The 20,498-nt window shown below is 68.5% G+C and carries 15 protein-coding genes, 1 tRNA gene and 1 pseudogene; 7 read left to right on the forward strand and 10 right to left on the reverse strand.

The window, feature by feature from the left end:
- The 3 genes and pseudogenes from K9U41_RS14415 to K9U41_RS14425 all read right to left on the reverse strand — a co-directional run.
- A pseudogene (locus K9U41_RS14415) lies at positions 1 to 1,092 on the reverse strand (hypothetical protein); the annotation flags it as partial.
- Between the two features lie 379 nt (positions 1,093 to 1,471).
- Positions 1,472 to 3,232 carry an arginine--tRNA ligase gene (argS, locus tag K9U41_RS14420; RefSeq protein ID WP_282641544.1) on the reverse strand — a complete coding sequence of 587 codons (1,761 nt, stop codon included), beginning with the start codon at positions 3,230 to 3,232 and terminating at the stop codon, positions 1,472 to 1,474.
- A 35-nt stretch (positions 3,233 to 3,267) separates the two neighbouring features.
- Positions 3,268 to 4,473 carry a deoxyguanosinetriphosphate triphosphohydrolase gene (locus tag K9U41_RS14425; protein WP_282641545.1) on the reverse strand — a complete coding sequence of 402 codons (1,206 nt, stop codon included), beginning with the start codon at positions 4,471 to 4,473 and terminating at the stop codon, positions 3,268 to 3,270.
- Positions 4,474 to 4,624: 151 nt separating this feature from the next.
- Between K9U41_RS14425 and K9U41_RS14430 the strand changes: the two genes are divergently transcribed.
- Entirely contained in the window at positions 4,625 to 4,999 is a 375-nt protein-coding gene (locus K9U41_RS14430; RefSeq protein WP_282641546.1) for a HesB/IscA family protein, read from the forward strand.
- A 132-nt stretch (positions 5,000 to 5,131) separates the two neighbouring features.
- Here K9U41_RS14430 and K9U41_RS14435 read toward each other — a convergent pair whose 3' ends face one another.
- Positions 5,132 to 6,298: an alginate O-acetyltransferase AlgX-related protein gene (locus tag K9U41_RS14435; RefSeq protein ID WP_282641547.1), complete on the reverse strand. Its 1,167-nt coding sequence runs from the start codon at positions 6,296 to 6,298 to the stop codon at positions 5,132 to 5,134.
- Positions 6,299 to 6,310: 12 nt separating this feature from the next.
- Positions 6,311 to 7,717, reverse strand: a complete 1,407-nt coding sequence (locus K9U41_RS14440) for an MBOAT family O-acyltransferase (protein ID WP_282641548.1) — start codon at positions 7,715 to 7,717, stop codon at positions 6,311 to 6,313.
- Positions 7,718 to 7,916: 199 nt separating this feature from the next.
- On the opposite strand from K9U41_RS14440, the gene xth reads away from it, so the two are divergent.
- Both xth and K9U41_RS14450 read left to right on the forward strand, forming a co-directional pair.
- Complete coding sequence (gene xth / locus K9U41_RS14445) at positions 7,917 to 8,705, forward strand: exodeoxyribonuclease III (RefSeq protein WP_282641549.1); 789 nt, start codon at positions 7,917 to 7,919, stop codon at positions 8,703 to 8,705.
- 8 nt (positions 8,706 to 8,713) lie between these two features.
- A complete protein-coding gene (locus tag K9U41_RS14450) occupies positions 8,714 to 9,139 on the forward strand; it encodes a GFA family protein (RefSeq protein ID WP_282641550.1) in 426 nt (141 codons plus the stop codon).
- A 7-nt stretch (positions 9,140 to 9,146) separates the two neighbouring features.
- On the opposite strand, the gene K9U41_RS14455 is transcribed toward K9U41_RS14450, so the two are convergent.
- The 5 genes from K9U41_RS14455 to K9U41_RS14475 form a co-directional block, all read right to left on the reverse strand.
- The gene (locus tag K9U41_RS14455) at positions 9,147 to 10,079 is read right to left on the reverse strand and encodes a tetratricopeptide repeat protein (RefSeq protein ID WP_282641552.1); all 933 of its coding nucleotides are present in this window, start codon (positions 10,077 to 10,079) and stop codon (positions 9,147 to 9,149) included.
- A gap of 469 nt (positions 10,080 to 10,548) precedes the next feature.
- Positions 10,549 to 13,341, reverse strand: a complete 2,793-nt coding sequence (locus tag K9U41_RS14460; RefSeq protein ID WP_282641553.1) for a valine--tRNA ligase — start codon at positions 13,339 to 13,341, stop codon at positions 10,549 to 10,551.
- Positions 13,342 to 13,576: 235 nt separating this feature from the next.
- Positions 13,577 to 14,485: a DUF2497 domain-containing protein gene (locus K9U41_RS14465; protein ID WP_282641554.1), complete on the reverse strand. Its 909-nt coding sequence runs from the start codon at positions 14,483 to 14,485 to the stop codon at positions 13,577 to 13,579.
- Between the two features lie 184 nt (positions 14,486 to 14,669).
- On the reverse strand, positions 14,670 to 16,019 hold the full coding sequence (locus tag K9U41_RS14470; protein WP_282641555.1) for a TolC family outer membrane protein: 1,350 nt from the start codon (positions 16,017 to 16,019) through the stop codon (positions 14,670 to 14,672).
- Positions 16,020 to 16,219: 200 nt separating this feature from the next.
- Complete coding sequence (locus K9U41_RS14475) at positions 16,220 to 16,882, reverse strand: protein-L-isoaspartate O-methyltransferase family protein (RefSeq protein WP_282641556.1); 663 nt, start codon at positions 16,880 to 16,882, stop codon at positions 16,220 to 16,222.
- 424 nt (positions 16,883 to 17,306) lie between these two features.
- On the opposite strand from K9U41_RS14475, the gene K9U41_RS14480 reads away from it, so the two are divergent.
- From K9U41_RS14480 to K9U41_RS14495, 4 genes are all read left to right on the forward strand, one after another.
- Positions 17,307 to 17,747: a group III truncated hemoglobin gene (locus tag K9U41_RS14480; protein WP_282641557.1), complete on the forward strand. Its 441-nt coding sequence runs from the start codon at positions 17,307 to 17,309 to the stop codon at positions 17,745 to 17,747.
- A 331-nt stretch (positions 17,748 to 18,078) separates the two neighbouring features.
- The gene (locus K9U41_RS14485) at positions 18,079 to 19,161 is read left to right on the forward strand and encodes a glycosyltransferase family 2 protein (RefSeq protein WP_282641558.1); all 1,083 of its coding nucleotides are present in this window, start codon (positions 18,079 to 18,081) and stop codon (positions 19,159 to 19,161) included.
- A gap of 16 nt (positions 19,162 to 19,177) precedes the next feature.
- Positions 19,178 to 19,251: transfer RNA gene (locus K9U41_RS14490), tRNA-Cys, on the forward strand.
- Between the two features lie 214 nt (positions 19,252 to 19,465).
- On the forward strand, positions 19,466 to 20,498 hold a 1,033-nt coding region (locus K9U41_RS14495), incomplete at its 3' end, for an ABC transporter permease (RefSeq protein ID WP_282641559.1).

Here is a 20,498-nt window from a genome sequence, read left to right on the forward strand (position 1 = left end):
CGCATCCGAGGGCAGGGCCCGGGCGGCGGCGGTCACGTCCACCGGCTGCTCCTCGCGGGAGACCATGCGCTCGTTGCCGGCATTGGCGCCCATGCGATCGTAGATCATCTTCTGCCCGCCGTCGGCGGACTGCGACGCGGGCGTCGTGGTCTTGGCGGGTGCGGTATCCGCCTTGATCACCGGGGTCGTCCCCGAAGCGGACCCGGAGGACTTGCCCACCGCCATGTTGAAGGCGAACACGCCGGCCGCGCCGGCCACCACCAGACCCAGCACGGAGACGCCGAGAATCAGCGCGAGGCGGCCTTTGCGACGGCGCGGCTCGGCATCGTACATCTCCTCGCCATGGGGCGGCATGTAGCCGTCTTCCCCATATTCGGGGTCGTAGGTGTCGTCGTAGTCGTCATAGCCGTCGTCGTCGCGGCGGGCGGCCGAATAGGCATAGCCGGCCTCGTCATCCTCCGCCTCATAGCCGCGCCCCTGGGCGCCGGCCGGAGACCGCTGATCGCCACGGGGGGCGTTGCGCGGATCCTGGCGCGAGGGCGCATATCCGCCCTGCTGGCCATAGGCCGAGGCACCCGCCGGGCGGGCGGGCGGCAGGTCGTCGTAATCATCCTCGTAATCGTCGTCGTCCCGGCCTTGGGGGCTGGCAGGAGGCGCGACGCGGGACAGCGACCCGTATCCGGAACGCACCGTAGCGTCGGGAACGCCGCGCGCGGCCGCCGGGGCGGGAGCAAAGGAGGGCGCCGCCTGGGGCTGGGCCGCGCGCGCGGCGGGCACCGCCGGCTGCGGCGCGGAGGGCGGGGCGTAAAGCGAAGGGCTGGACGGACGCGGGGCGGCCACCGGAGCAGGACGCACCGGCGCATCGCCATAACGCGCCGCATCAGGGTGCGCCGGGCCCTGGGGGGCCGGACGCCCGGACGGGGGCGCGCTCTGGGGCGCGGCCTCCCAGTCCTCGTCGTCCTCATCGTCGTAATAGGTGGGAGCCGGCGGGGGAACGGGCCGCGCGGGGGCGCGGGCCGCCGTGCGGGGATCGGGATGAGCGGGCGCGGCCGCAGCCGCGTGGCGCTGCGCGGTCACGCGGGGGTCGTTCACACGAGGATCAGCCACACGAGGATCAGCCACGCGAGAATCAGCCCCGCGAGGATCAGCCACGCGAGGATCGGCCCCGCGAGGATCGGCAGCCTGCTGGGTGCGATCGAGACCCGAGAAGTCGTCGAACGGGTCGTCGTCGCCGATCAGCCTGGCCAGCTCGGCCAGAGGATCGCCCCCGGTCGCAGCGGACGACGGAGCGGAGCGGGGCCGTGCCCCACCCTCCGCGGCACCTTCATCACGCCGGTAGCGGAACCTGCTTTCGTCGACCATATCGCCTCGATGTGTTGTCGCCCGCCCGTGGAACCTGCGGCTTGAAGACCGCTTCGAGAAGTCTGACCCGCCGGGCCAACCGCTCCATCCGCAGCCACGGGACAAGCGATCATTTCATCTCGTCTACGGCCGTCACCCCCAGAACCTTGAGACCGGAAGCGAGCACCGTGGCCACGCCATGGACCAAGGCCAAGCGGGCCGAGGTCAACTCTCGATCATTCTCGATAATGAAGCGTAAATGAGGCAAGTCCTTTCCACGGTTCCACTGGCCGTGAAACTCGCTGGCGAGTTCGTGCAGGAAGAAGGAGATGCGGTGCGGCTCCCGCGCCCCCGCCGCCTGCTCCACGAGGCGCGGCCAGCTCGCGAGCCGGCGCAGCAGCGTGAGTTCGCCTTCGTCGTCGAGCAGGCCCAGCGGCGCGGTGGCGAAAGCGGCCGCCTCCTGCGGCAGGTCGGCGAACTCTTCGGCCGCCTTGCGCAGGATCGATTTCGCCCGGGCGTGGGCATATTGCACGTAGAAGACCGGGTTTTCCCGCGACTGCTCGATCACCTTGGCGAGATCGAAATCGAGCGGGGCGTCGTTCTTGCGGAACAGCATCATGAAGCGGACCGCGTCGCGCCCCACCTCGTCCACCACCTCGCGCAGGGTGACGAAGGAACCCGAGCGCTTGGACATGCGCACCGGCTCGCCGGCGCGGAACAGGCGCACCAGCTGGATCAGCTCCACATCCAGCGCGGCACGGCCGCCGGAGACCGCCTTCACCGCCGCCTGCATGCGCTTGACGTAGCCGCCGTGATCGGCGCCCCACACGTCGATCATCTTCAGGAAGCCGCGGTCCACCTTGTCCTTGTGGTAGGCGATGTCGCCGGCAAAATAGGTGTAGCTGCCGTCCGACTTCATCAGCGGCCGGTCCACGTCGTCGCCGAAATCGGTGGAGCGGAACAGGGTCTGCTCACGGTCCTCCCAATCCTCGATGGGCGCGCCCTTGGGCGGCGGCAGGCGGCCTTCATAGACCTCCCCCGACGCGCGCAGCGCCGCGATGGCGGCGCCCACACGGTCCACCGCGCCGGTGGAGAGGGAGCGCTCGGAGAAGAACACGTCGAAGGAGATGCCCAGCGCGGCCAGATCCTCGCGGATGGCCACCATCATGGACGCGATGGCCACGCCCCGCACCAGCGGCAGCCAGTCCGCCTCGCTCTTGTCCTTGAGGGCCGCGCCGTGCGCGGCGGCGAGCGTCTGCCCCACCGGCACCAGATAATCGCCCGGATACAGGCCTTCCGGGATCTCGCCGATGGCCTCGCCCAGCGCCTCGCGGTAGCGCAGGAAGGCGGAGCGGGCCAGCACGTCCACCTGTGCGCCGGCGTCGTTGATGTAATATTCCTTGGTCACGGCAAAGCCGGCGAAATCCATGAGGCGCGCCAGCGCGTCGCCGAACACCGCGCCCCGGCAATGGCCCACATGCATGGGCCCCGTGGGGTTGGCGGAGACGTATTCCACATTCACCTTCTCGCCCGCGCCCAGCGCCGAGCGGCCGAAATCCAGCCCCTGGGTGAGCACGGCGGCCAGCACCACCGGCCAGAAGCTGCCGTCCAGCGCGATGTTGATGAAGCCGGGGCCGGCCACATCCACCTTTTTCACGCCCGCCACCGCGCCCAGCTTGCCGGCGATGGCCTCGGCCAGCGCGCGCGGCTTCAGGCCGGCGTCCTTCGCCAGCACCATGGCGGCGTTGGTGGCCAGATCGCCGTGGGTCGCGTCCCGCGGCGGCTCCACCACCACACGGGCAAGATCGAGGTCCTTGGCAATGGAGCCCTCGGCGGCAAGGGCGGCGACGGCTTCGCGCACGTGATCGGCGAAGATCGCGTAGACGTTCATGGGGCGGGGTCCAATCGGGTTGCTTGGCCCGGCGCCTAACGCAAGTCCGGCGTCAAGTCAAAGAAGCGGGCATGCTGGTCGAGGGCGTAGCGGTCCGTCATGCCGGCGATGTAGTCGGTCACGCGGCGGGCGAGCCGCTGGGCGTCGAGCTGGTCGAGGTCGTCATGCCAGGAGGGCGGCATATCCTTGGGATGGGCGATGAAATGGCCGAAGAGGTCGCGCAGCACCCCCTTCGCCTCCGCCATCACCCGGTTGACCCGCTCGTGGCGGTACATGCGCGGGAACAGGAAGGCCTTGAGCGCCTTTTCCTTCTGCCCCATGGCGTCGGAAAAGGCGATGACGGGATGGTCGAGCGCGCGCACGTCCGCCGCCGAAGCCACCCCCGCCGCTTCGGCGCGCCTCGTGCCCTCGGCCACCACGTCCTCGATCAGGCGGGTGATGACGCGGCGGAGCACCTCGTTCACCGTCCGCGCCACCCCGAGGCCGGGATAAAGCCCGCGCACCTCGCCCAGCGCCTCGCCCACCAGGGGCAGGCCGGCGAGGTCGTCGAGGGTGAACATGTGCGCCCTCAGCCCGTCGTCGAGGTCGTGCACGTCATAGGCGATGTCGTCGGAGATGGCGGCCACCTGCGCCTCGGCGGAGGCGTGGCTCCACAATTCCAGGTCCTGCTGGGCCGAATACACCTCGATGGCGTGGGGCAGGCCGCCGAGATAGCGGCCGATGCCACGCCCCTCCCGATCGGTGAGCGGGCCGTTGTGCTTGGCGATGCCCTCCACCGTCTCCCAGGTGAGGTTCAGGCCGTCGAACTGGGCATAGCGCCGCTCGATGCGCGTCACCACCCGCAGCGACTGGGCATTGTGGTCGAACCCGCCCTGCCCGGCCATGCACGCATCCAGCGCCCGCTCACCGGCATGGGCGAACGGCGGGTGGCCGAGATCGTGGGCCAGGGCCAGGGCCTCCGCCAGATCCTCGTCGAGCCCCAGTGCGCGGGCGATGGAGCGGGCCACCTGCACCACCTCCAGCGTGTGGGTGAGGCGGGTGCGGTAATGGTCGCCCTCGTTGAAGACGAAGACCTGGGTCTTGTGCTTCAGGCGGCGGAAGGCGGTGGAATGGATGATGCGGTCGCAATCGCGTCGGAACGGGCTGCGCGGCGGCATCTCCCGTTCCGGGACCAGCCGGCCACGCGCCTGTTCCGCGTCGCAGGCCCACGATACCAAGGGCCGCGCGCCGCTTACCGCCATGCTCTCCCCCTCTTGTTCCACCCCATGCCGCCGGCGCCGGCCGCCCCACAAGACAGCCGCGCCGACGTTTTTCCACCACCGCCCTTTAACTCGGGGGCCGATGGACTTACCTTATGGGCCATTGCCAGCTTCAATTCGTAAAGTCGATATCATGGAAACATCCCTCGCCCCGACTGCGGCCGCCGACCTCCCGGCGATCGAAACCGAATTCACCGTGACCGATGCCGCCGCGCGCCGCATCTGCCAGATCCTGTCTCCCGAGCCTGCCGGAACGTTCCTGCGCATCAGCGTGGAAGGCGGCGGCTGCTCCGGCTTTTCCTACAAGTATGATGTGACCCGCGAGCAGGGCGAGGACGACCTCGTCATCGAGAAGGAAGGCGCCAAGATCGTCGTCGATCGCATCTCGATCGACTACATCAAGGGCTCCCAGCTCGATTACAAGGCGGACCTGATGGGCTCCGCCTTCAAGATCTCGAACCCCATGGCCACCGCCAAGTGCGGCTGCGGGTCCAGCTTCGGGGTCTGAGCGCTTTTCGAGGACTCACGGGCGTCACCACCCGGCCTTGCCGGGTGGGCCGGTGCTTGGCGCGCCGGCTTTGACCTGGTGCGCCGGCTTGACTTGGTGCGCGGGCTTTGACGAAGCGCGACGGGCGCGCTGTCAGGGCGCCACGTTGTTCGGCACGGCATGGGACCACGGCCGCGGCAGGCCGGCCGGCCAGTCGTCGCCGTAGCAGGGGAAGAAGCGCTCGGTCCGGGCGATGATGATCAGGTCCGGAGCGAAGTTTTTCACATCGTCGAAATTGAAATCGCATGAGCCGGTCACGCGCCGGGACTGGTGCACCCAGGCCACCACGCTCACATCGGCATTCAGGAACAGGCGCGGCCATGCCCCGCCGGTGAAGGAATCGCCGAGGATCAGCACGCGCTGGCCGGTGGGGGCGTAATCGTACGCCAGCGACCTGAAGGCCACGTGCTCATTATGGTGCTTCAGCGCCGGATCGAAACGCGGCGCGGCGGCACGGTCCTTGATCCTGAAGGGCTCTTCCTCCTCCTTCATCTTCGGCGGCAGGCGGGTGGTGCGCAGCAGATCGCCGCGCGCCGTCGGCTCAGGCGGTCCCAATACCGCGGCCGGGTCCACCTGCCACTCCGGATGCCCCGCCGCCACCATCACCGCATTGAAGGCCAATACGCCGGACCGGCTGGTCCAGTGGGTGTCGGTCATGAGATACCGCGGCCGGGGGCTGGCCCTCAGCACCGCCCGCAGATCCACGGCGGTGACGCCCTCCGCCTTCAGGCCCGCGAGGGCGAGGTCATACTCGGTGACGGGGTAGTTCAACGCGTCGTACCATGTGGGCAGCGCCTCCACCTCCACCGACTGGGCGTTGGGCGGAATGGCGACCACGATGCGGGTGCCCCTGGGCGCCAGCACGCGCTGCATCTCGCCAACCATGGTCACGAAGCGCTCCACGTTGGCCGCGCGCACCAGCGCCCCCGCCGACTGGGCCGGTGCCTGCTCGCGGCCCCAGAACAGCTGGCCGTCGCGGCCGGTATAGAACGGCCGGCTGTCGGGGGAGCCCAGCGCCTCGCGCAGATCCCGGCGCAGGATCGGCAAGGTGGCGCGGAAGCCGAAATTGTCCTGGAGGTAGATGCCGATGTTGCGGACCTTGTAGTTCAGCGTCTGGCCCCAGGTGAAGCTGTCGGGGATCGGCACCCGCCACTGGCCGCTGGCCAGCGGATCGGGGATGAGGTTCGACAGCAGCAGAAAGCCGAACAGGCCGGCCACGAGGACGCCGATGTAGCGACGCGGACGCGAGAGCAGGGTCACGGCGGCGCCTCCTCAGAACCGGTAATAGAGGAAGGGCGTGGCCGTGGTGCCGCCCACCCAGGCCACGCTCGCCAGCATCAGAACGGCGACGAACGCGAAGTCAGCCGCCACCGCGAAAGCCCCCTGCCCGGCCAGCGCCTTCCAGCGCGGCCAGCGGAAGAAGCCGATGAGTCCGCCGGCCACGAGCGCCGCCACCGCAAGCGGCGTCAGCCCGAAGCCCAGCGCCAGCGAGGCCCGGCTGAAGCCGTTGAGGCCGGCAAGCCCGGCGAACATGTCCGTGGCGCCGCCGAGGCTGTCGGCGCGGAACCACACCCAGCCCAGCATCACCGCCAGCACCGTATAGAGATGGGCCACCACGCCCGGCGCCCGTTCCAGCCAGCGGCCGAGGAAGGCCCGCTCGATGATGAGGAAGGCGCCATGGTGCGCGCCCCAGATGACGAAGTTCCAGCTCGCCCCGTGCCACAGGCCGCACAGCAGGAACACCGCCGAGAGGTTCAGGTAGGTGCGCATCTCCCCGCGCCGGTTGCCGCCAAGGGGGATGTAGAGATAGTCGCGCAGGAAGGCGGACAGGCTCATGTGCCAGCGCCGCCAGAAATCGGTCATGGAATGCGCGGTGTAGGGCAGCCGGAAATTGCGCGGCAACACGAAGCCCACCATCACGCCGAGCCCCACCGCCATGGTGGAATAGCCGGCGAAGTCGAAATAGATCTGCACCGTATAGGCATAGAGCCCGAGCCAGGCCTCCACGAAGGTGGGATGGGTGGTGGTGTCGAACACCCCGTCCGCGAGCCGCGCCACCTCGTCGGCGATCAGCACCTTCCAGGCGAGGCCGATGACGAACAGGCGCGCCCCGGCGGAGAACCGCCCCATGGTGGTCCGCCGCTGGGACAGCTGCTTCGCCACCGTGGCGTAGCGCACGATGGGGCCGGCCACGAGCTGCGGGAACATGCACATGTAGAGCGCGAACTGCGCCGGATCGCGATTGGCCCGCACCTTCCGCTTGTAGATGTCGGCGAGGTAGGAAATGGCGTGGAAGGAATAGAAGGAGATGCCCAGCGGCAGGGAAATCCGCGGCATGGGCAGCGCGGCGCCCAGGGGCTCGATCAGCGCGTTGACGTTCTCCACCAGGAAGCCCGTGTATTTGAAGATGCCGAGCAGCACGAGGTTGAAGGCGACGCCATAGACGAGCAGGCGCTGACGGGGAGCGCCGTCGCGATCGTCGATGGCGCGGGCGAGCACGAAGTTGATCGCCACCGACGCCAGCAGAATAAGGATATGGGGCGTATAGCCTACTGAATAGAATGCGAGGGAGAAGGCCAGAAAAATAATGTTCCGCGTCGTGATGGACTTCGCGGAGAAATAGGCAGCAAGGAACAGGGGGAAGAAGTAGAACAGGAACTCGATGGACGCGAACGTCATGCCACTGCGCCGCCGCTGAAGGACAAGGGGGCGTTCCTGCCACTCTTTGCCCGCCATCGCAACCCTTCGAGCACTTTCGAGCCGGGCGCGGCGCGGGCCGGTCGGTAAAATGATCTTCTTCCCGGATGCAGGTGCGGCCGCGCGGCCATTGCCTCCCGGCGGCACCGGGGTATCCTCCGCCACCGAAGGAGCCCGCCCCATGCGCATCGCCACCTGGAACGTCAATTCCATCCGCCAGCGGCTGGACCACGCCGTGCGCTGGCTCGGGGAGACGCGGCCGGACATCGTCTGCCTCCAGGAGATCAAGTGCCAGACCGAGGCCTTCCCCAAGGAGGCGTTCGAGCAGTTGGGCTATAACGTCACCGTGCACGGTCAGAAGGGCTTCAACGGCGTCGCCCTGCTCTCCCGCCTGCCGCTGGAGGACGTGACCCACGGCCTCGCCGGCGACGAGAACGACGTGCAGTCCCGCTTCATCGAGGCGGTGGTGTCGGTGAAGGGCGGCGTGGTGCGCGTCGCCTGCCTCTACCTGCCCAACGGCAACCCGGTGGACACCGAGAAATACCCCTACAAGCTCGGCTTCATGGCGCGCCTTCAGGCCTTCGCCGCCGACCGGCTGAAGCTGGAGGAGCCGCTGATCCTCGCCGGCGACTTCAACGTCATCCCCGAGCCGCGCGACGCGGCGGACCCCTCCGTCTGGGTCAACGACGCCCTGTTCCTGCCGCGCACCCGCTCGGCCTTCCGCGCCCTGACCCATCTCGGGCTCACCGACGCCCTGCGCGCCACATCGGACGCGGGGCGGCTCTACACCTTCTGGGACTACCAGGCCGGCGCATGGCAGCGCGACCTGGGCATCCGCATCGACCACCTGCTGCTGTCGCCCCAGGCGGCGGACAAGCTCATCGCCACCGGCATCGACAAGCATGTGCGCGCCTGGGAAAAGCCCTCGGACCATGTGCCGATCTGGGCGGATTTCGCCATCGCAGCGTGAGGCAGGCCATGGGGGAAGGCGGCGCCACCATCCACGATTCGTCGCTCACCGGCGGCTGCCTGTGCGGGCGCCTGCGCTACCGCGTCCGCCGTATCCTGAGCGCCTATTGGTGCCATTGCACCATGTGCCGCCGCGCCTCCGGCGCCGGCGCATTGCCTTGGCTCACCGTGGCGCGGGCGGATTTCGAGGTGACGGCGGGTGCGCCGGCGCGATTCTCATCGTCGCCGGGCGTGACGCGCCTGTTCTGCGGCCATTGCGGCAGCCCGATCCTGTTCGACATGGCGAAGGAAGCCGGGGTGGACGTGACCCTCGGCACGCTGGACGATCCGGACGCGGCGGCACCCACCCATCACATCTGGACCCAATCGGCGCTCCGGATGACCGCCGGGCTTGGCGCCGGCCTGCCCCGCCACATGGCGGAGCGGGAGGAGTAGGACCACCTCAGCGCTTGGCGGTCTTCAACCAGGTTTCGAGGTAGAGCAGCGCCTTTTCGCGCTCGTCGGGCGTCGCGTCGGCGAAGGCCTCCTCCTGGAGCGTCACCACCCATTTGTCCTCCGGTCGCACCGCCGCATCCCGCGCCAGCGTGAGCCACATGAGGCCGCGCGCCGCCTGACGCGGCACCCCCTCGTCGCCCCGCAACAGCAGCTGGCCCAGCGTCGCCTGTGCCTGGAACTGGCCCTTCTGCGAGGCTAGCGTCAGCCAGCGGCCGGCATTGCGCGCATCGCGCGGGCCGCCGACGCCGTCCAGATAGAGCTTGCCCAGATGGTACTGGGCATCCGCATCGCCGAAATAGGAGGCGGCGTAGGAGAACATGTCCCGCGCCCGCGCGGCGTCGCGCTTCACCCCGGCGGAGGGAATGCCCACGAGGTAATAGGAGCCGAGCGCCACGAAGGCATTGGCCACGAAGCGCGATTGCGCCGTGCCGGGATAGTCCTCGGCATGGGTGTTGGCGATCTTGGAGAAATAGTCGAACGCCTTGGCGTCGTCGCGCTTCACGCCGTCGCCGTCCGCATAGATGCGGCCGAGCTTCCACTGCGCCATGGCGTGGCCCTGGGAGGCGGCATAGCCGAGGGCGTCGATGCCCTTGGCGGTCTGGCCGGCACGCAGGGCCTGGGCCCCGGTGCGGAAGGCCTCGTCCACGGGACGCACGGCCGGCGCCAGCGGCACGTTGGCCGGCGGCGTCATGGGCTGGGTCTCATAGGGCTGGAGCGTCTGCGCCGTGCCGTCGAAGGCCTGGGCCAGCGGCACCGAAAGGCACGCCGCCACCGCCCCCGCGAGCACGACGGCGCAAGCGCGCCGCGCGCCTGCCGACCGGCCGAGGCGCCCGGCCGCGCGGCCCGCATGTCTGATCTTCGTTGTACCGCCCAAAATCATGATGGAGGGAAGGTGCCGGAGCGTGGCGGCAATATCGGGGCCGTGGAAAGGCCGAGCCGCGGCGTTGGAGCGGCAACCTCTTGGGCGTCGCCCGGAGCGAAGCTCCGCGACGCCTCCCGGCGCCACCCTTTCGAGAATGCAACGTCCGTCCATAAGGACCCCTCAGGCGCGGCGTTCGGAAACACTTTCCGAGCTACGCTCACCGTCGCGCATTGCTTTCCGTTTCACTGGGGTTTTGTGGCGGCTTCGCGGCGCCTTGGGGCCCCCGCGGGGGCGGCATCTCAAAGGCGCGGGAGTGTGTCTTCGCTGTCACAATATTGAGACCGAATGCGGCCAGGTCCCTTTAGGCGAACACAGTATCGGGCGATGCGGAGTCGCCGGAGCGTGGCAAAGATGCCACACTCCCCTTTCCGCATCCCCTCTGCCACCGCCGGCCGAAACGACGGGGGATGCCCCCGTCCCGGTGCGCTCAGGCGGCCCCGCCGGACAGCTGGGTGATGGCGGCGCGGACCTTGTCCTTGCGGTTGAGATATTCCTCGCGCTTCTCGCGCTCGGCCTCGACCACCTCTTCCGGCGCGCGGGCGACGAAGCTCTCGTTGCCGAGCTTGGCGTCGATGCGGGCCACCTCCTGGTCCAGCTTGGTCTCTTCCTTGCGCAGGCGGGTAAGCTCGGCGGCAAGATCCACCACGCCGGCCAGCGGCAGGGCGGCCACCTCGCCGCGCACCACCATCTGCACCGACTCGCCCGGCACCTGATCGGCCACCGTCACGCCGGAGAGGCGGGCGAGGCGGCGGATGGCGTCGTCCCACGCGGCGGCACGCGCCGTGGTCTGTGCGCCCGGCTCCACCAGCACGAGGGGCACCTGCGCGCCCGCCGGCACGTTCATCTCCGCGCGCACGGAGCGGATCTCGGTGACGAGGTCCACCACCCAGCCCACTTCCGCCTCGGCATCGGGCGCCTCAAGGCCCGAAAGGTCGGGCCAGGGGGCGAGGGCCAGGAGGCTGGTGCGGGCGGGGCCGTCCTTGCCGGTCTCGGCCCAAAGCTCCTCGGTCAGGAACGGCATGAAGGGGTGGAGCAGCGCCATGGCCACGTCCAGCACATAGGCGGTTGCCGCCCGCGTCTCGTCCTTGGCCGGGCCGTCGGGGCCGGAGAGCAGGGGCTTGGCCAGCTCCAGGTGCCAGTCGCACACCACGTTCCAGAGGAAGCGGTAGATGGCGGCCGCCGCCTCGTTGAAGCGGTAGGCCAGGATCGCCTCGGACACCTCGGCGGACGCGCGGGCGGCCTCGCCGATGATCCAGCGGTTGAGGGTGCCCTCCACCTTGGCCGGGTCGAAGCCTTCCACCCGCACGCAGCCGTTCATCTGGGCGAAGCGCACCGCGTTCCAGAGCTTGGTGGCGAAGTTGCGGTAGCCCTCCACGCGGCCGGTGGCGAGCTTGATGTCGCGCCCCTGCGCCGCCATGGCGGCCAGCGTGAAGCGCAGGGCGTCGGCGCCGTATTTCTCCACGAGGTCCAGCGGGTCGATGACGTTGCCCTTGGACTTCGACATCTTCGCCCCCTTCTCGTCGCGGACGAGGGCGTGGATGTAGACATCCTTGAACGGCACTTCGCCATCCATGAAGTGCAGGCCCATCATCATCATCCGGGCCACCCAGAAGAAGATGATGTCGAAGCCCGTCACCAGCACGCTGGTGGGGTAGAATTTCTTCAGCTCGCCGGTCTCGTCCGGCCAGCCCATGGTGGAGAACGGCCACAGGGCCGAGGAGAACCAGGTGTCGAGCACGTCCTCGTCGCGGGTGAGGAAGCCGGCGCGCTTGTCGGCGTCGTCGATCAACGCCTGGGCATCCTCGGGCGAGAGCGATTCATTGCCCACATTGTGGGCCAGCGCCTGCTCGAAGGCCTCGTCCTCGTCCATGGCGACGAAGACATTGCCGAAGGCGTCGTACCAGGCCGGAATCTGGTGGCCCCACCACAATTGGCGGGAGATGCACCAGGGCTGGATGTTCTCCAGCCACTCGAAATAGGTCTTCTCCCAGTTCTTCGGCACGAAAGTGGTGCGCCCCTCGCGCACGGCGGCCAGCGCCGGCTGGGCCAGGGTCTTGGCGTCCACGTACCACTGGTCCGTCAGCCACGGCTCGATGACCACGTTGGAGCGGTCGCCGTGGGGCACCATGTGGGTGTGCGGCTCGATCTGCTCCAGCAGTTCAAGGCCGGTGAGCAGTCCCACGATCTGCTTGCGCGCGGCAAAACGGTCCTGCCCCTTCAGGTGGGAGAGCTGGCCGGCGGCATCGGGCGCATCCACATAGGCCTCGGGGCGCTCGGCATAATCGTCGAGGATGCCCTGCGGGTCGATGCGCGCTTCCGCGTCGAGCACGTTGATCATGGGCAGGGAATGGCGCTTGCCCACCTCGAAATCGTTGAAATCGTGCGCCGGGGTGATCTTCACCGCGCCCGAGCCCTTCTCGGGATCGGAATATTCATCGGCGACGATGGGAATGCGCCGGCCCACCAGCGGCAGGATCACATAGCTGCCGATGAGGTCGCGGTAGCGCTCGTCCTCGGGGTGCACCGCCACCGCCGTGTCGCCCAGCATGGTCTCGGGGCGGGTGGTGGCCACTGTGATGAAGCGGTCCTTCTCGCCCTCGATGGGATAGCGCAGGTGCCAGAGGTTGCCCTTCACCTCCACCGGCAGCACTTCGAGGTCGGAAATGGCGGACTGGAACTTGGGGTCCCAGTTCACCAGGCGCTTGTCCTTGTAGATCAGCCCCTCGCGATAGAGCTGCACGAACACCTTCAGCACGGCGCGGCTGAGGCCCTCGTCCATGGTGAAGCGCTCGCGCGACCAGTCGCAGGAGGCGCCGAGCTTCTTCAGCTGGTTGACAATGGTGCCGCCGGATTCGGCCTTCCACGTCCACACCTTCTCGACAAAGGCCACGCGGCCCATGTCGCGCCGGCCCGGCAGCTTCTGGGCGGCGAGCTGGCGCTCCACCACCATCTGCGTGGCGATGCCCGCATGGTCGGTGCCCGGCTGCCACAGCACGTCCTTGCCGCGCATGCGCTCGAAGCGGGCCAGCACGTCCTGCAGCGTGTTGTTGAGCGCATGGCCCATGTGCAGGGAGCCGGTGACGTTCGGCGGCGGGATGACGATGGAGAAGCCTTCGGCGTCCTTGCGCTCGGGACGGCCGCACCGGAACGCGCCGGCCTCTTCCCACTGGGCGGCGATGCGCTCTTCCACGGCGGCGGGATCGAAGACTTTTTCCAGCATGAAACAGGCTCCGCGGATGGCGCCGGGCGCAGTGCAAGGGCGCACCTCGCGGCCGGCCATGCCTCCGCAACGGACGGGACAGGTCTGCGGGCGTTAAAGCCGTTCCGGCAGGCCGGCGTCAACCACGCGGCGCGTGGCGCCTCCATGCGGCGCACCGCCCGGACCCGGCACGTATAAAAAGCCGCCGATCAGCAGACGCGATCGGCGGCTTCAAACCGGACACGCGACAACGGCATCAGCGCGGGCGGCGCGCCACCCGCTCGATCTCGGCCCGCACCAGACGCTCCACGATGGTGGGAAGATTCTGGTCCAGCCAATCCTTGAGCATGGGGCGCAGGATCTCCTTCACCAGATCCTCGATGGTGCGCTGCTTCTGCGGCAGCAGCAGGTCGCCCAGCGACTGGAAGGCCGCGGCGACCACATCGTCCACGTTGGGCGACAGCAGGTCGCGGCGGCGAACCGCGTCCCCGCGATCGTCGGTCTCGGGCTGGGCATCCATGCCGGCGGGCTCCTCGGCGACGGGCGGGGTGGCGCGGCGCGCCACCTGGGGGGCGCGGGCCTCACCGCGCGGGCCAGGGCGAAACTCCGGGGCCGGGCGTTCGGCAGGTCGGGCGGCACGGAGCGGCGGCGAAGCCTCGAAGCGCTCCGGCTCGGAGGGGCCGGCACCCCGCCGCTCGAACTCCCGCACCACGCGCGGCGCAGCCTCGGGCGCCCGGCCGCGCTCCCGGCCCGGCGGCTCCTGCGGCATCTGCCCGTTCATGGCAGGACCATGGAAAGGATGCCCGCTGGCGGACTGGGGGATGTCATGCGGATCGCTTTCCGGCAGCTCGCCGGCCTGGGTCTCGGAGGTCAAATGCTCGCTCAGCTCCTCAAGGTCGATGCGGGCGCGGGCGCGCATCTGCCCGTCGCCAGCCGCGGGACGCGCCGGACCCTCGCGATGCCCGGCGTCGTGCGGGTCCTGAATGCGGGGTTCGCCGCGACGGGCCGGCCGCTCGGCTGCGTCCGATCCGGGTTCGGGGGCATCGGGCCGGCGGCGTTCCGCAGGCGCGGGCCGGGCTGCCCGATCGGGCGCCGAGCGCGCAGCAGCGGGCGGCACATCGTCATCCGCCATGATGCGGCGGATGGAGGCGAGGATGTCTTCCATTGACGGCTCTTGCACCTTTGGGATCGCAGCCATGTCCGACCTCGGCCGAATACGTCCCGGCGCACCGGCACCTGCGGCCGCACCGGTGGGCGAGAATCGCCAATCGCGAAGGTCAGTATGTCACCCCGAAAACGGGCTGCAAAAGAGCCCGGCACACTCAAATGAGGGGATATTTTGCGCGGGGCTACTTTCCGTCGGGGGTCCGAACGCCAGCCCAGCTGTCGCGCACCTGATTGTAGTGCACCTGGGGATTGTAGACGTCCACCTTCAGCCCCAGCGACACCGCGTCGAGCCGGCCGATGATGGAGACCAGCGAATAGGCCGCCACCACGCGGTCCCGCTGCGCCACCACGAGGGCCGACTGGGAATTGGTGAGATCGCGCTGCGCGTTCAGCACGTCGGTGGTGGTGCGCTGGCCCACGCGCCATTCCTCGCGCACGCCTTCCAGCGCCAGGGTATTGGCCGCGACGGAGGCCTGCGCCGCCTGGATCTGCACCTTGGCAGCCTCCAGCGCGCCCCAATACTGAACCGCCTGGGCACGGATGGCGTCGCGGTTCACGTCCACGTCGATCCGCGCCTGCGACAGCAGTTCCTTCGCCTGGCGGATGTTCGCGTACTCCACGCCGCCCTGGTAGATCGGAACCGAAAGGTTGAGGGTGGCCGCGGCGGCCCCGACCCGCTCGACGCCGATGCTCGAATCATAGGCTTGCGAGAGCTGGCCCTGAAGGCTCAGGTTCGGCAGCAGCGCGCCTTCGGCGACCTTCACCTGGAAAACCGCCGCATCCACGGCAAATTCCGATGCCTTGATGGCCGGATGCTGAGCCAGACCGCTCGAAATCACCCGATCGACCTTGCTGGGGAGCATACCTTCGATGGAGCGGGGCGTGAACAGCTTGCCCGGCTCGACACCGATCACCTGCCGGTACACCGCACGGGCGGAGGAGAGGTTCGCGACGGCCTGGCTCACCTGATACTGCGCATCGGCAACCCGCGCCTCGGCCTGGGCCACGTCGGTGCGCGTCACCTCGCCCACGTTGAAGCGGTCACGGGTGGCCCGCAATTCCTGCTCGAAGGCGGCAAGGCTTTTCCGCTGAAGGTCCAGCAGGGCAATGGCCTGGATGACGTTCATATAGGCCGTCACGCCGTTCAGCATCACCGACTGCTCGGTGTTGCGGAGCGTCTCCCGCGAGCCGCGCACCTGCGATTCGGCGGTGCGGGTCTGGTTGGCGGTGGTGAAGCCGTTGAACAGCGTATAGGCCGCGGTCAGGGCGAACTGGCGGGGCCAGGCGTTGCCGCTGGTGGCTGCGCTGCCGGTGGGCTGGTAGCGGTAGGTTTCCGGCCCGGCCGAAGCCGTGGCTCCCAGGGTCGGCCGATAGCCGGACAGGGCCTGGGGCACCCTCTCGTCCACCGCCCGCGTTCCCGCACGCTGCGAATTCAGCGTGGGATTGTTGACATAGGCCATGGCGAGAGCGGCATCGAGGGACTGGCTGGACGCGCTCCCCATGCCGAGCGCGATGATGCTGGCCCCCGCCAAAATTGCATATCCGTTTCGGCGAACGAGTCTCGCAACCGACATCCCAATCTCCCGGTCCGACGCGGCAAGCAGGCGAGCTGCAGCGACTCATGCCGCGCGGTAACTTGTCCGAAAGATATCCGCACCGGTCGCAATCGGGAACCGACCGGTTCGATGTCCCGGACGTTTTCGGGTCAGCGCGGCAATCGCGCCACAGGTGCTTAGAAAACGAAGCGTGGCGCGGCTTTGAAGCCGGGAAGCGCAGGCACGGCGGCGTTGAAGGCCACCCGCTCGCTCATGGCACCCGCGACCTTGGTGAACACTTTGGCCTGCCCGGCGCCGCCATGGCCCACCACGGCGACGACTCGGCCGCCTTCCTTCACCTGGGCGAAGAGGTTGGCTGGCACCTCGTCCACCGCACCGTTGAGCAGGATGAGGTCGTAAGGCGCCTCGGCGGCCCAGCCGGCGTTCAGCGGCCCCTGCATCACCGCCACGTTGGCGACGCCCAGTTCGGCGAGGGTCGCGGTGGCGGTCGCGGCGAGGCCGGCATCCTCCTCCACTGCCACCACCTGCTGCGCGAGACGCGACAGCACGGCGGCCGAATAGCCAGTGCCGGTGCCCACATCGAGCACATGCTCATGCTCCTGCACGTCGGCGAGCTGCACGAGGCGCGCGAGAATCATCGGCTCGATGAGATAGCGCGGGGCATGGCCGGAGGTGAGCGCCAGATCGTCGTCGATATAGGCCAGCGACTTCAGCTGCGCCGGCACGAATTTCTCGCGCGGGATCTCCAGCATGGCGGCCACGATGCGCGGATCGGTGACATTGTTGGTGCGGACCTGCCCGTCCACCATGCCGCGGCGAAGCTCGACGAAATCGATCATGATGCGTCTCCGGCCATATACTCAGAAGGCTCAGTGGCCGCTCGGGCTTGGGACACCAAGCCCGGACCAGCCCGGCCGAAACGTCCCGGGCGGCGGCTCCGTGCCGAAACTCTTGATGGGACACCATCCTGCTGCCCGGATCGGGCGCTGGCGCGGCCGGCATGCCGATGGGGTTCGGAACGCCTGCGCCGCCCGGCTCAAGAGCCATATTGCCGCCCCTTTTGCAAGGCGCTCCACACCGCCGGGACGATCGCAGCACGGCCGATGTGGCCGCAAGTCGCATGGTTCCGCACTGGCTGCGGGTGGAGGCTTGCCCACTGCCCCGGCTTGAACCCGCACCGGCCGCCCGCGCGCCGGGCAAGGCGGCGCACGTCGCAGGCGACGCTTGGCAACGGCCAGGACGACGCTGGGAGAAACCCGCAGGATGAACGCTTCCCTTCCCCCGGCCGCAGCCGGGCCCGCCCGTTCCGACCTCGACGAGGAGGCGGTGCGCCGGCTCGTCCATCTTTTCTATGACCGCGTGCACAAGGATGCGGTGCTCGGCCCGATTTTTTCCGGCCGCATTGCCGCCGACGCCTGGCCTGTGCACCTCGCCAAGATGTGCGACTTCTGGTCCTCCGTGCTGTTGAAGTCCGGACGCTACGACGGCCGCCCCCTGCCGCCGCACCTTGCGCTGGGATCGGACGCCGGGGAGGCGCAGTTCGCCCGCTGGCTCGCCCTGTTCCGCCCCACGGCGCTGGAGGTGCTGCCGCCGGACGCGGCGCAGGCCGCCATCGCCCATGCCGAGCGCATGGCCCATTCCTTCCGCCTCGCCATCGGCTTCCACACCGGCGAGGACATCACGCGCATGCCGCCCGTCCGGTAGGTCGGCGCCGCTTCTGGCTCGGCGCCGCCTCAATCCCGCCCGACCTGCCCGCGCTCCGGCTCCAGTTGGGCCCTGACGCGACCGCCCCGCCGTGCCCCTGATCCGGCCCCTGCGAGTTGTCACCCCATATGACTGGGGTTGAACGACCACCATAAGCCAGTTGCGGTCCCACGGCCGGCGGCGGGTCCCGACGCCCTCCGCAAGCCATTAAAAACAAACCCCTTTATGAAACCGATTTCATTGCGGCATTTGGTCCGGGCCCACCCATTGCTAACCTGATACCTTACACTTTATACAATTATAACGTGTAACACGCTGTCAGGGCGGCAAAATGCGAAGCAATACGATCACCGTTTCGGCGGTCATTCCCCTTTATAACGGGGCACCATTCATTCGAGAGGCGCTGGACAGCGTCCTGAGCCAGACGGAGCCGGCGGACGAAATCATCGTGGTAGATGATGGATCCACCGACGACGGGCCGGCCATCGTGGAAGAGCTGGCGCTCCATCATCCGATCACGCTGCTGCGCAAGCCCAATGGCGGGCAGTCGTCAGCCCGCAACCTCGCCATCCGGCACACCAGTTGCAGCCACGTGGCGTTCCTCGACCAGGACGATGCCTGGTACGAGGAGCACCTGGAAATCCTCAAGCGGCCGTTCACGCAAGGCAATGCCCGCCGCCTGGGCTTGGTCTACGGCAATCTCGATCAGGTGGACCGGAAGGGGCGGCTGGTTCAGCAGTGTTGCCTGGATGAGAACGTCTCGCCGCAGCCCAAGCGCTCGCTCCGCGACTGCCTGCGGCACGACATGTTCATCCTGCCCGGGGCGACGCTGGCGTCGAAGCAGGCCATGATCGATGCCGGCCTGTTCGACGAGCGCCTTTCCGGCTACGAAGACGACGACCTGTTCGTGCGGATGTTCGCGCTCGGGGTCGGCATCGTCTATCTCAACGTCGCCGTGACGCGCTGGCGCATCTATGCCGGCTCGACCTCCTACAGCCCGCGCATGGCGCGCTCCCGCACGGTCTATTTTCACAAGCTGGTGGAGTTGTTTCCGGACGAGCCGCGCATCGCCTTTTTTCCGACCCGGGACGCCATCGGTCCCCACTTCCTGGGCCTGCTGACCGGTGAGTTCATCGCCGCCTCCCGAAGCGGAGACAGCGAGCGCCTGAGGCAGGCCTGGGAGGATATTCAGCAGGTGGTTTCGGTCATGGCGCCCAAAGTTCGCCGAAGGATGGGGTGGGTTCGCCCGATCATTGAGGCGACCTCTCTCGGCCCTTTCAGCTCCCTGTCCAGACGGGCGATCCGGCACGTGGCGCGCGACGTGTTCCGGGAACTGCGGGAACAGGAAAAAATGCGCCAATGGACCGGGGACAAGCTGCAGGCTCTGCTTGCGCCCGTGCCGCGAACACCTTAAGAACGCGCCTTCGTGAGGCCACGTGGCGGAGTGGTTACGCAGCGGACTGCAAATCCGTGCACCCCGGTTCGATTCCGGGCGTGGCCTCCACCTCCGCGATCAAGCGCTCCGAGACCACCCGTCTGAGGCATCGCCGCTGGCGCAAGAGCGCGGCTTGCGGGCCACAGACGCCGCCGAAGCGGCGGTTCCGGGCTGTCTCACCCTATCGATGATGCATCTCGATACCACACACCGTTGACTTGCGCAGGCGTCGGCGGTTGATGAACCTTATGCGGCCCCGCTCCTTTGGCCGCCGGAGACCGGCATGAGTTCAACAGCCCCCCAGAGCCAGAGCGCCGCGAAGGACGAGACCCAGGCGGTGCTGCGCCGCCTGCTCCTGTCGGACGGCCGCACCCACTGGAAGGGCTATGCGCTGGCCTTCGTGTTCATGGGCCTCATGGGCGCCTGCACGGCGCTGCTCGCCTATCTGATGCGGGACGCGGTGAACGCCATCTTCGTCGCCCCCACGCCCCAGGCGGTGTGGGCGGTGTCCGGCGCCGTCATGCTGCTCTCCATCATCAAGGGCGCCTCCGCCTACGGCCAGAGCATCACCATGGCGCGGGTGGGCAACCGCATCGTCGCCGACAACCAGAAGCGCGCCTTCGACCAGATCCTGATGCAGGACGCGTCCTATTTCGCCAGGCACCATACCGCCGAGATCACCGGCCGCTTCTCGGCCGGCGCCAACGGCGCGCGGGGCGCGCTGGACCTCATCATCACCAGCATCGGGCGCGACGCCCTGTCCCTCATCATGCTGGCCACCGTGGCCATCGTGCAGGACCCATTCCTCGCCGTCATCGCCCTGGTGGTCATGCCCACGGCGGTCATCGGCACCCGCAAGCTGATCAAGAGGACCAAGACCCTTTTCACCTCCGGCTTCCGTTCCGGGGTGCAGCTCTCCTCCATCGCCATGGAGGCGATCCAGGGCGTGCGCACGGTGAAGGCCTATACGCTTGAGCCGGTGATGCGCGAGCGCACCCACAAGTTCATCGACGACGTGGAGGCCAATTCCAACCGCCTGGTGCGCACCCAGGCCAAGTCCAGCCCGCTCATGGAGACGCTGGGCGGCCTCGCCATCGGCGGCGTGGTGCTCTACGCCGGCTACAATGTGATCGAGCTGGGCCGCTCGCCGGGCCAGTTCTTCTCGGTGCTCACCGCGCTGCTGCTCGCCTACGAGCCGGCCAAGCGGCTCGCCCGCATGCATGTGGACCTCGCCAGCCACGTCATGGGCGCGCGCATGCTGTTCGAGCTGCTGGACGCCCCCTCTCCCGACCGCGACGCCCCCGGCGTGCCGGCCC

The organism is Xanthobacter autotrophicus, from assembly GCF_029991245.1.
GTDB classification, from domain to species: Bacteria; Pseudomonadota; Alphaproteobacteria; order Rhizobiales; family Xanthobacteraceae; genus Xanthobacter; species Xanthobacter autotrophicus_C.

Bases quoted from the DNA above. Each gene is read 5' to 3' on its own strand.
- argS (WP_282641544.1), bottom strand. From the start codon at position 3,232: ATGAACGTCTACGCGATCTTCGCCGATCACGTGCGCGAAGCCGTCGCC.
- K9U41_RS14425 (WP_282641545.1), bottom strand. From the start codon at position 4,473: ATGGCGGTAAGCGGCGCGCGGCCCTTGGTATCGTGGGCCTGCGACGCG.
- K9U41_RS14430 (WP_282641546.1), top strand. From the start codon at position 4,625: ATGGAAACATCCCTCGCCCCGACTGCGGCCGCCGACCTCCCGGCGATC.
- K9U41_RS14440 (WP_282641548.1), bottom strand. From the start codon at position 7,717: ATGACGTTCGCGTCCATCGAGTTCCTGTTCTACTTCTTCCCCCTGTTC.
- xth (WP_282641549.1), top strand. From the start codon at position 7,917: ATGCGCATCGCCACCTGGAACGTCAATTCCATCCGCCAGCGGCTGGAC.
- K9U41_RS14450 (WP_282641550.1), top strand. From the start codon at position 8,714: ATGGGGGAAGGCGGCGCCACCATCCACGATTCGTCGCTCACCGGCGGC.
- K9U41_RS14455 (WP_282641552.1), bottom strand. From the start codon at position 10,079: ATGATTTTGGGCGGTACAACGAAGATCAGACATGCGGGCCGCGCGGCC.
- K9U41_RS14460 (WP_282641553.1), bottom strand. From the start codon at position 13,341: ATGCTGGAAAAAGTCTTCGATCCCGCCGCCGTGGAAGAGCGCATCGCC.
- K9U41_RS14465 (WP_282641554.1), bottom strand. From the start codon at position 14,485: ATGGAAGACATCCTCGCCTCCATCCGCCGCATCATGGCGGATGACGAT.
- K9U41_RS14475 (WP_282641556.1), bottom strand. From the start codon at position 16,882: ATGATCGATTTCGTCGAGCTTCGCCGCGGCATGGTGGACGGGCAGGTC.
- K9U41_RS14480 (WP_282641557.1), top strand. From the start codon at position 17,307: ATGAACGCTTCCCTTCCCCCGGCCGCAGCCGGGCCCGCCCGTTCCGAC.
- K9U41_RS14485 (WP_282641558.1), top strand. From the start codon at position 18,079: ATGCGAAGCAATACGATCACCGTTTCGGCGGTCATTCCCCTTTATAAC.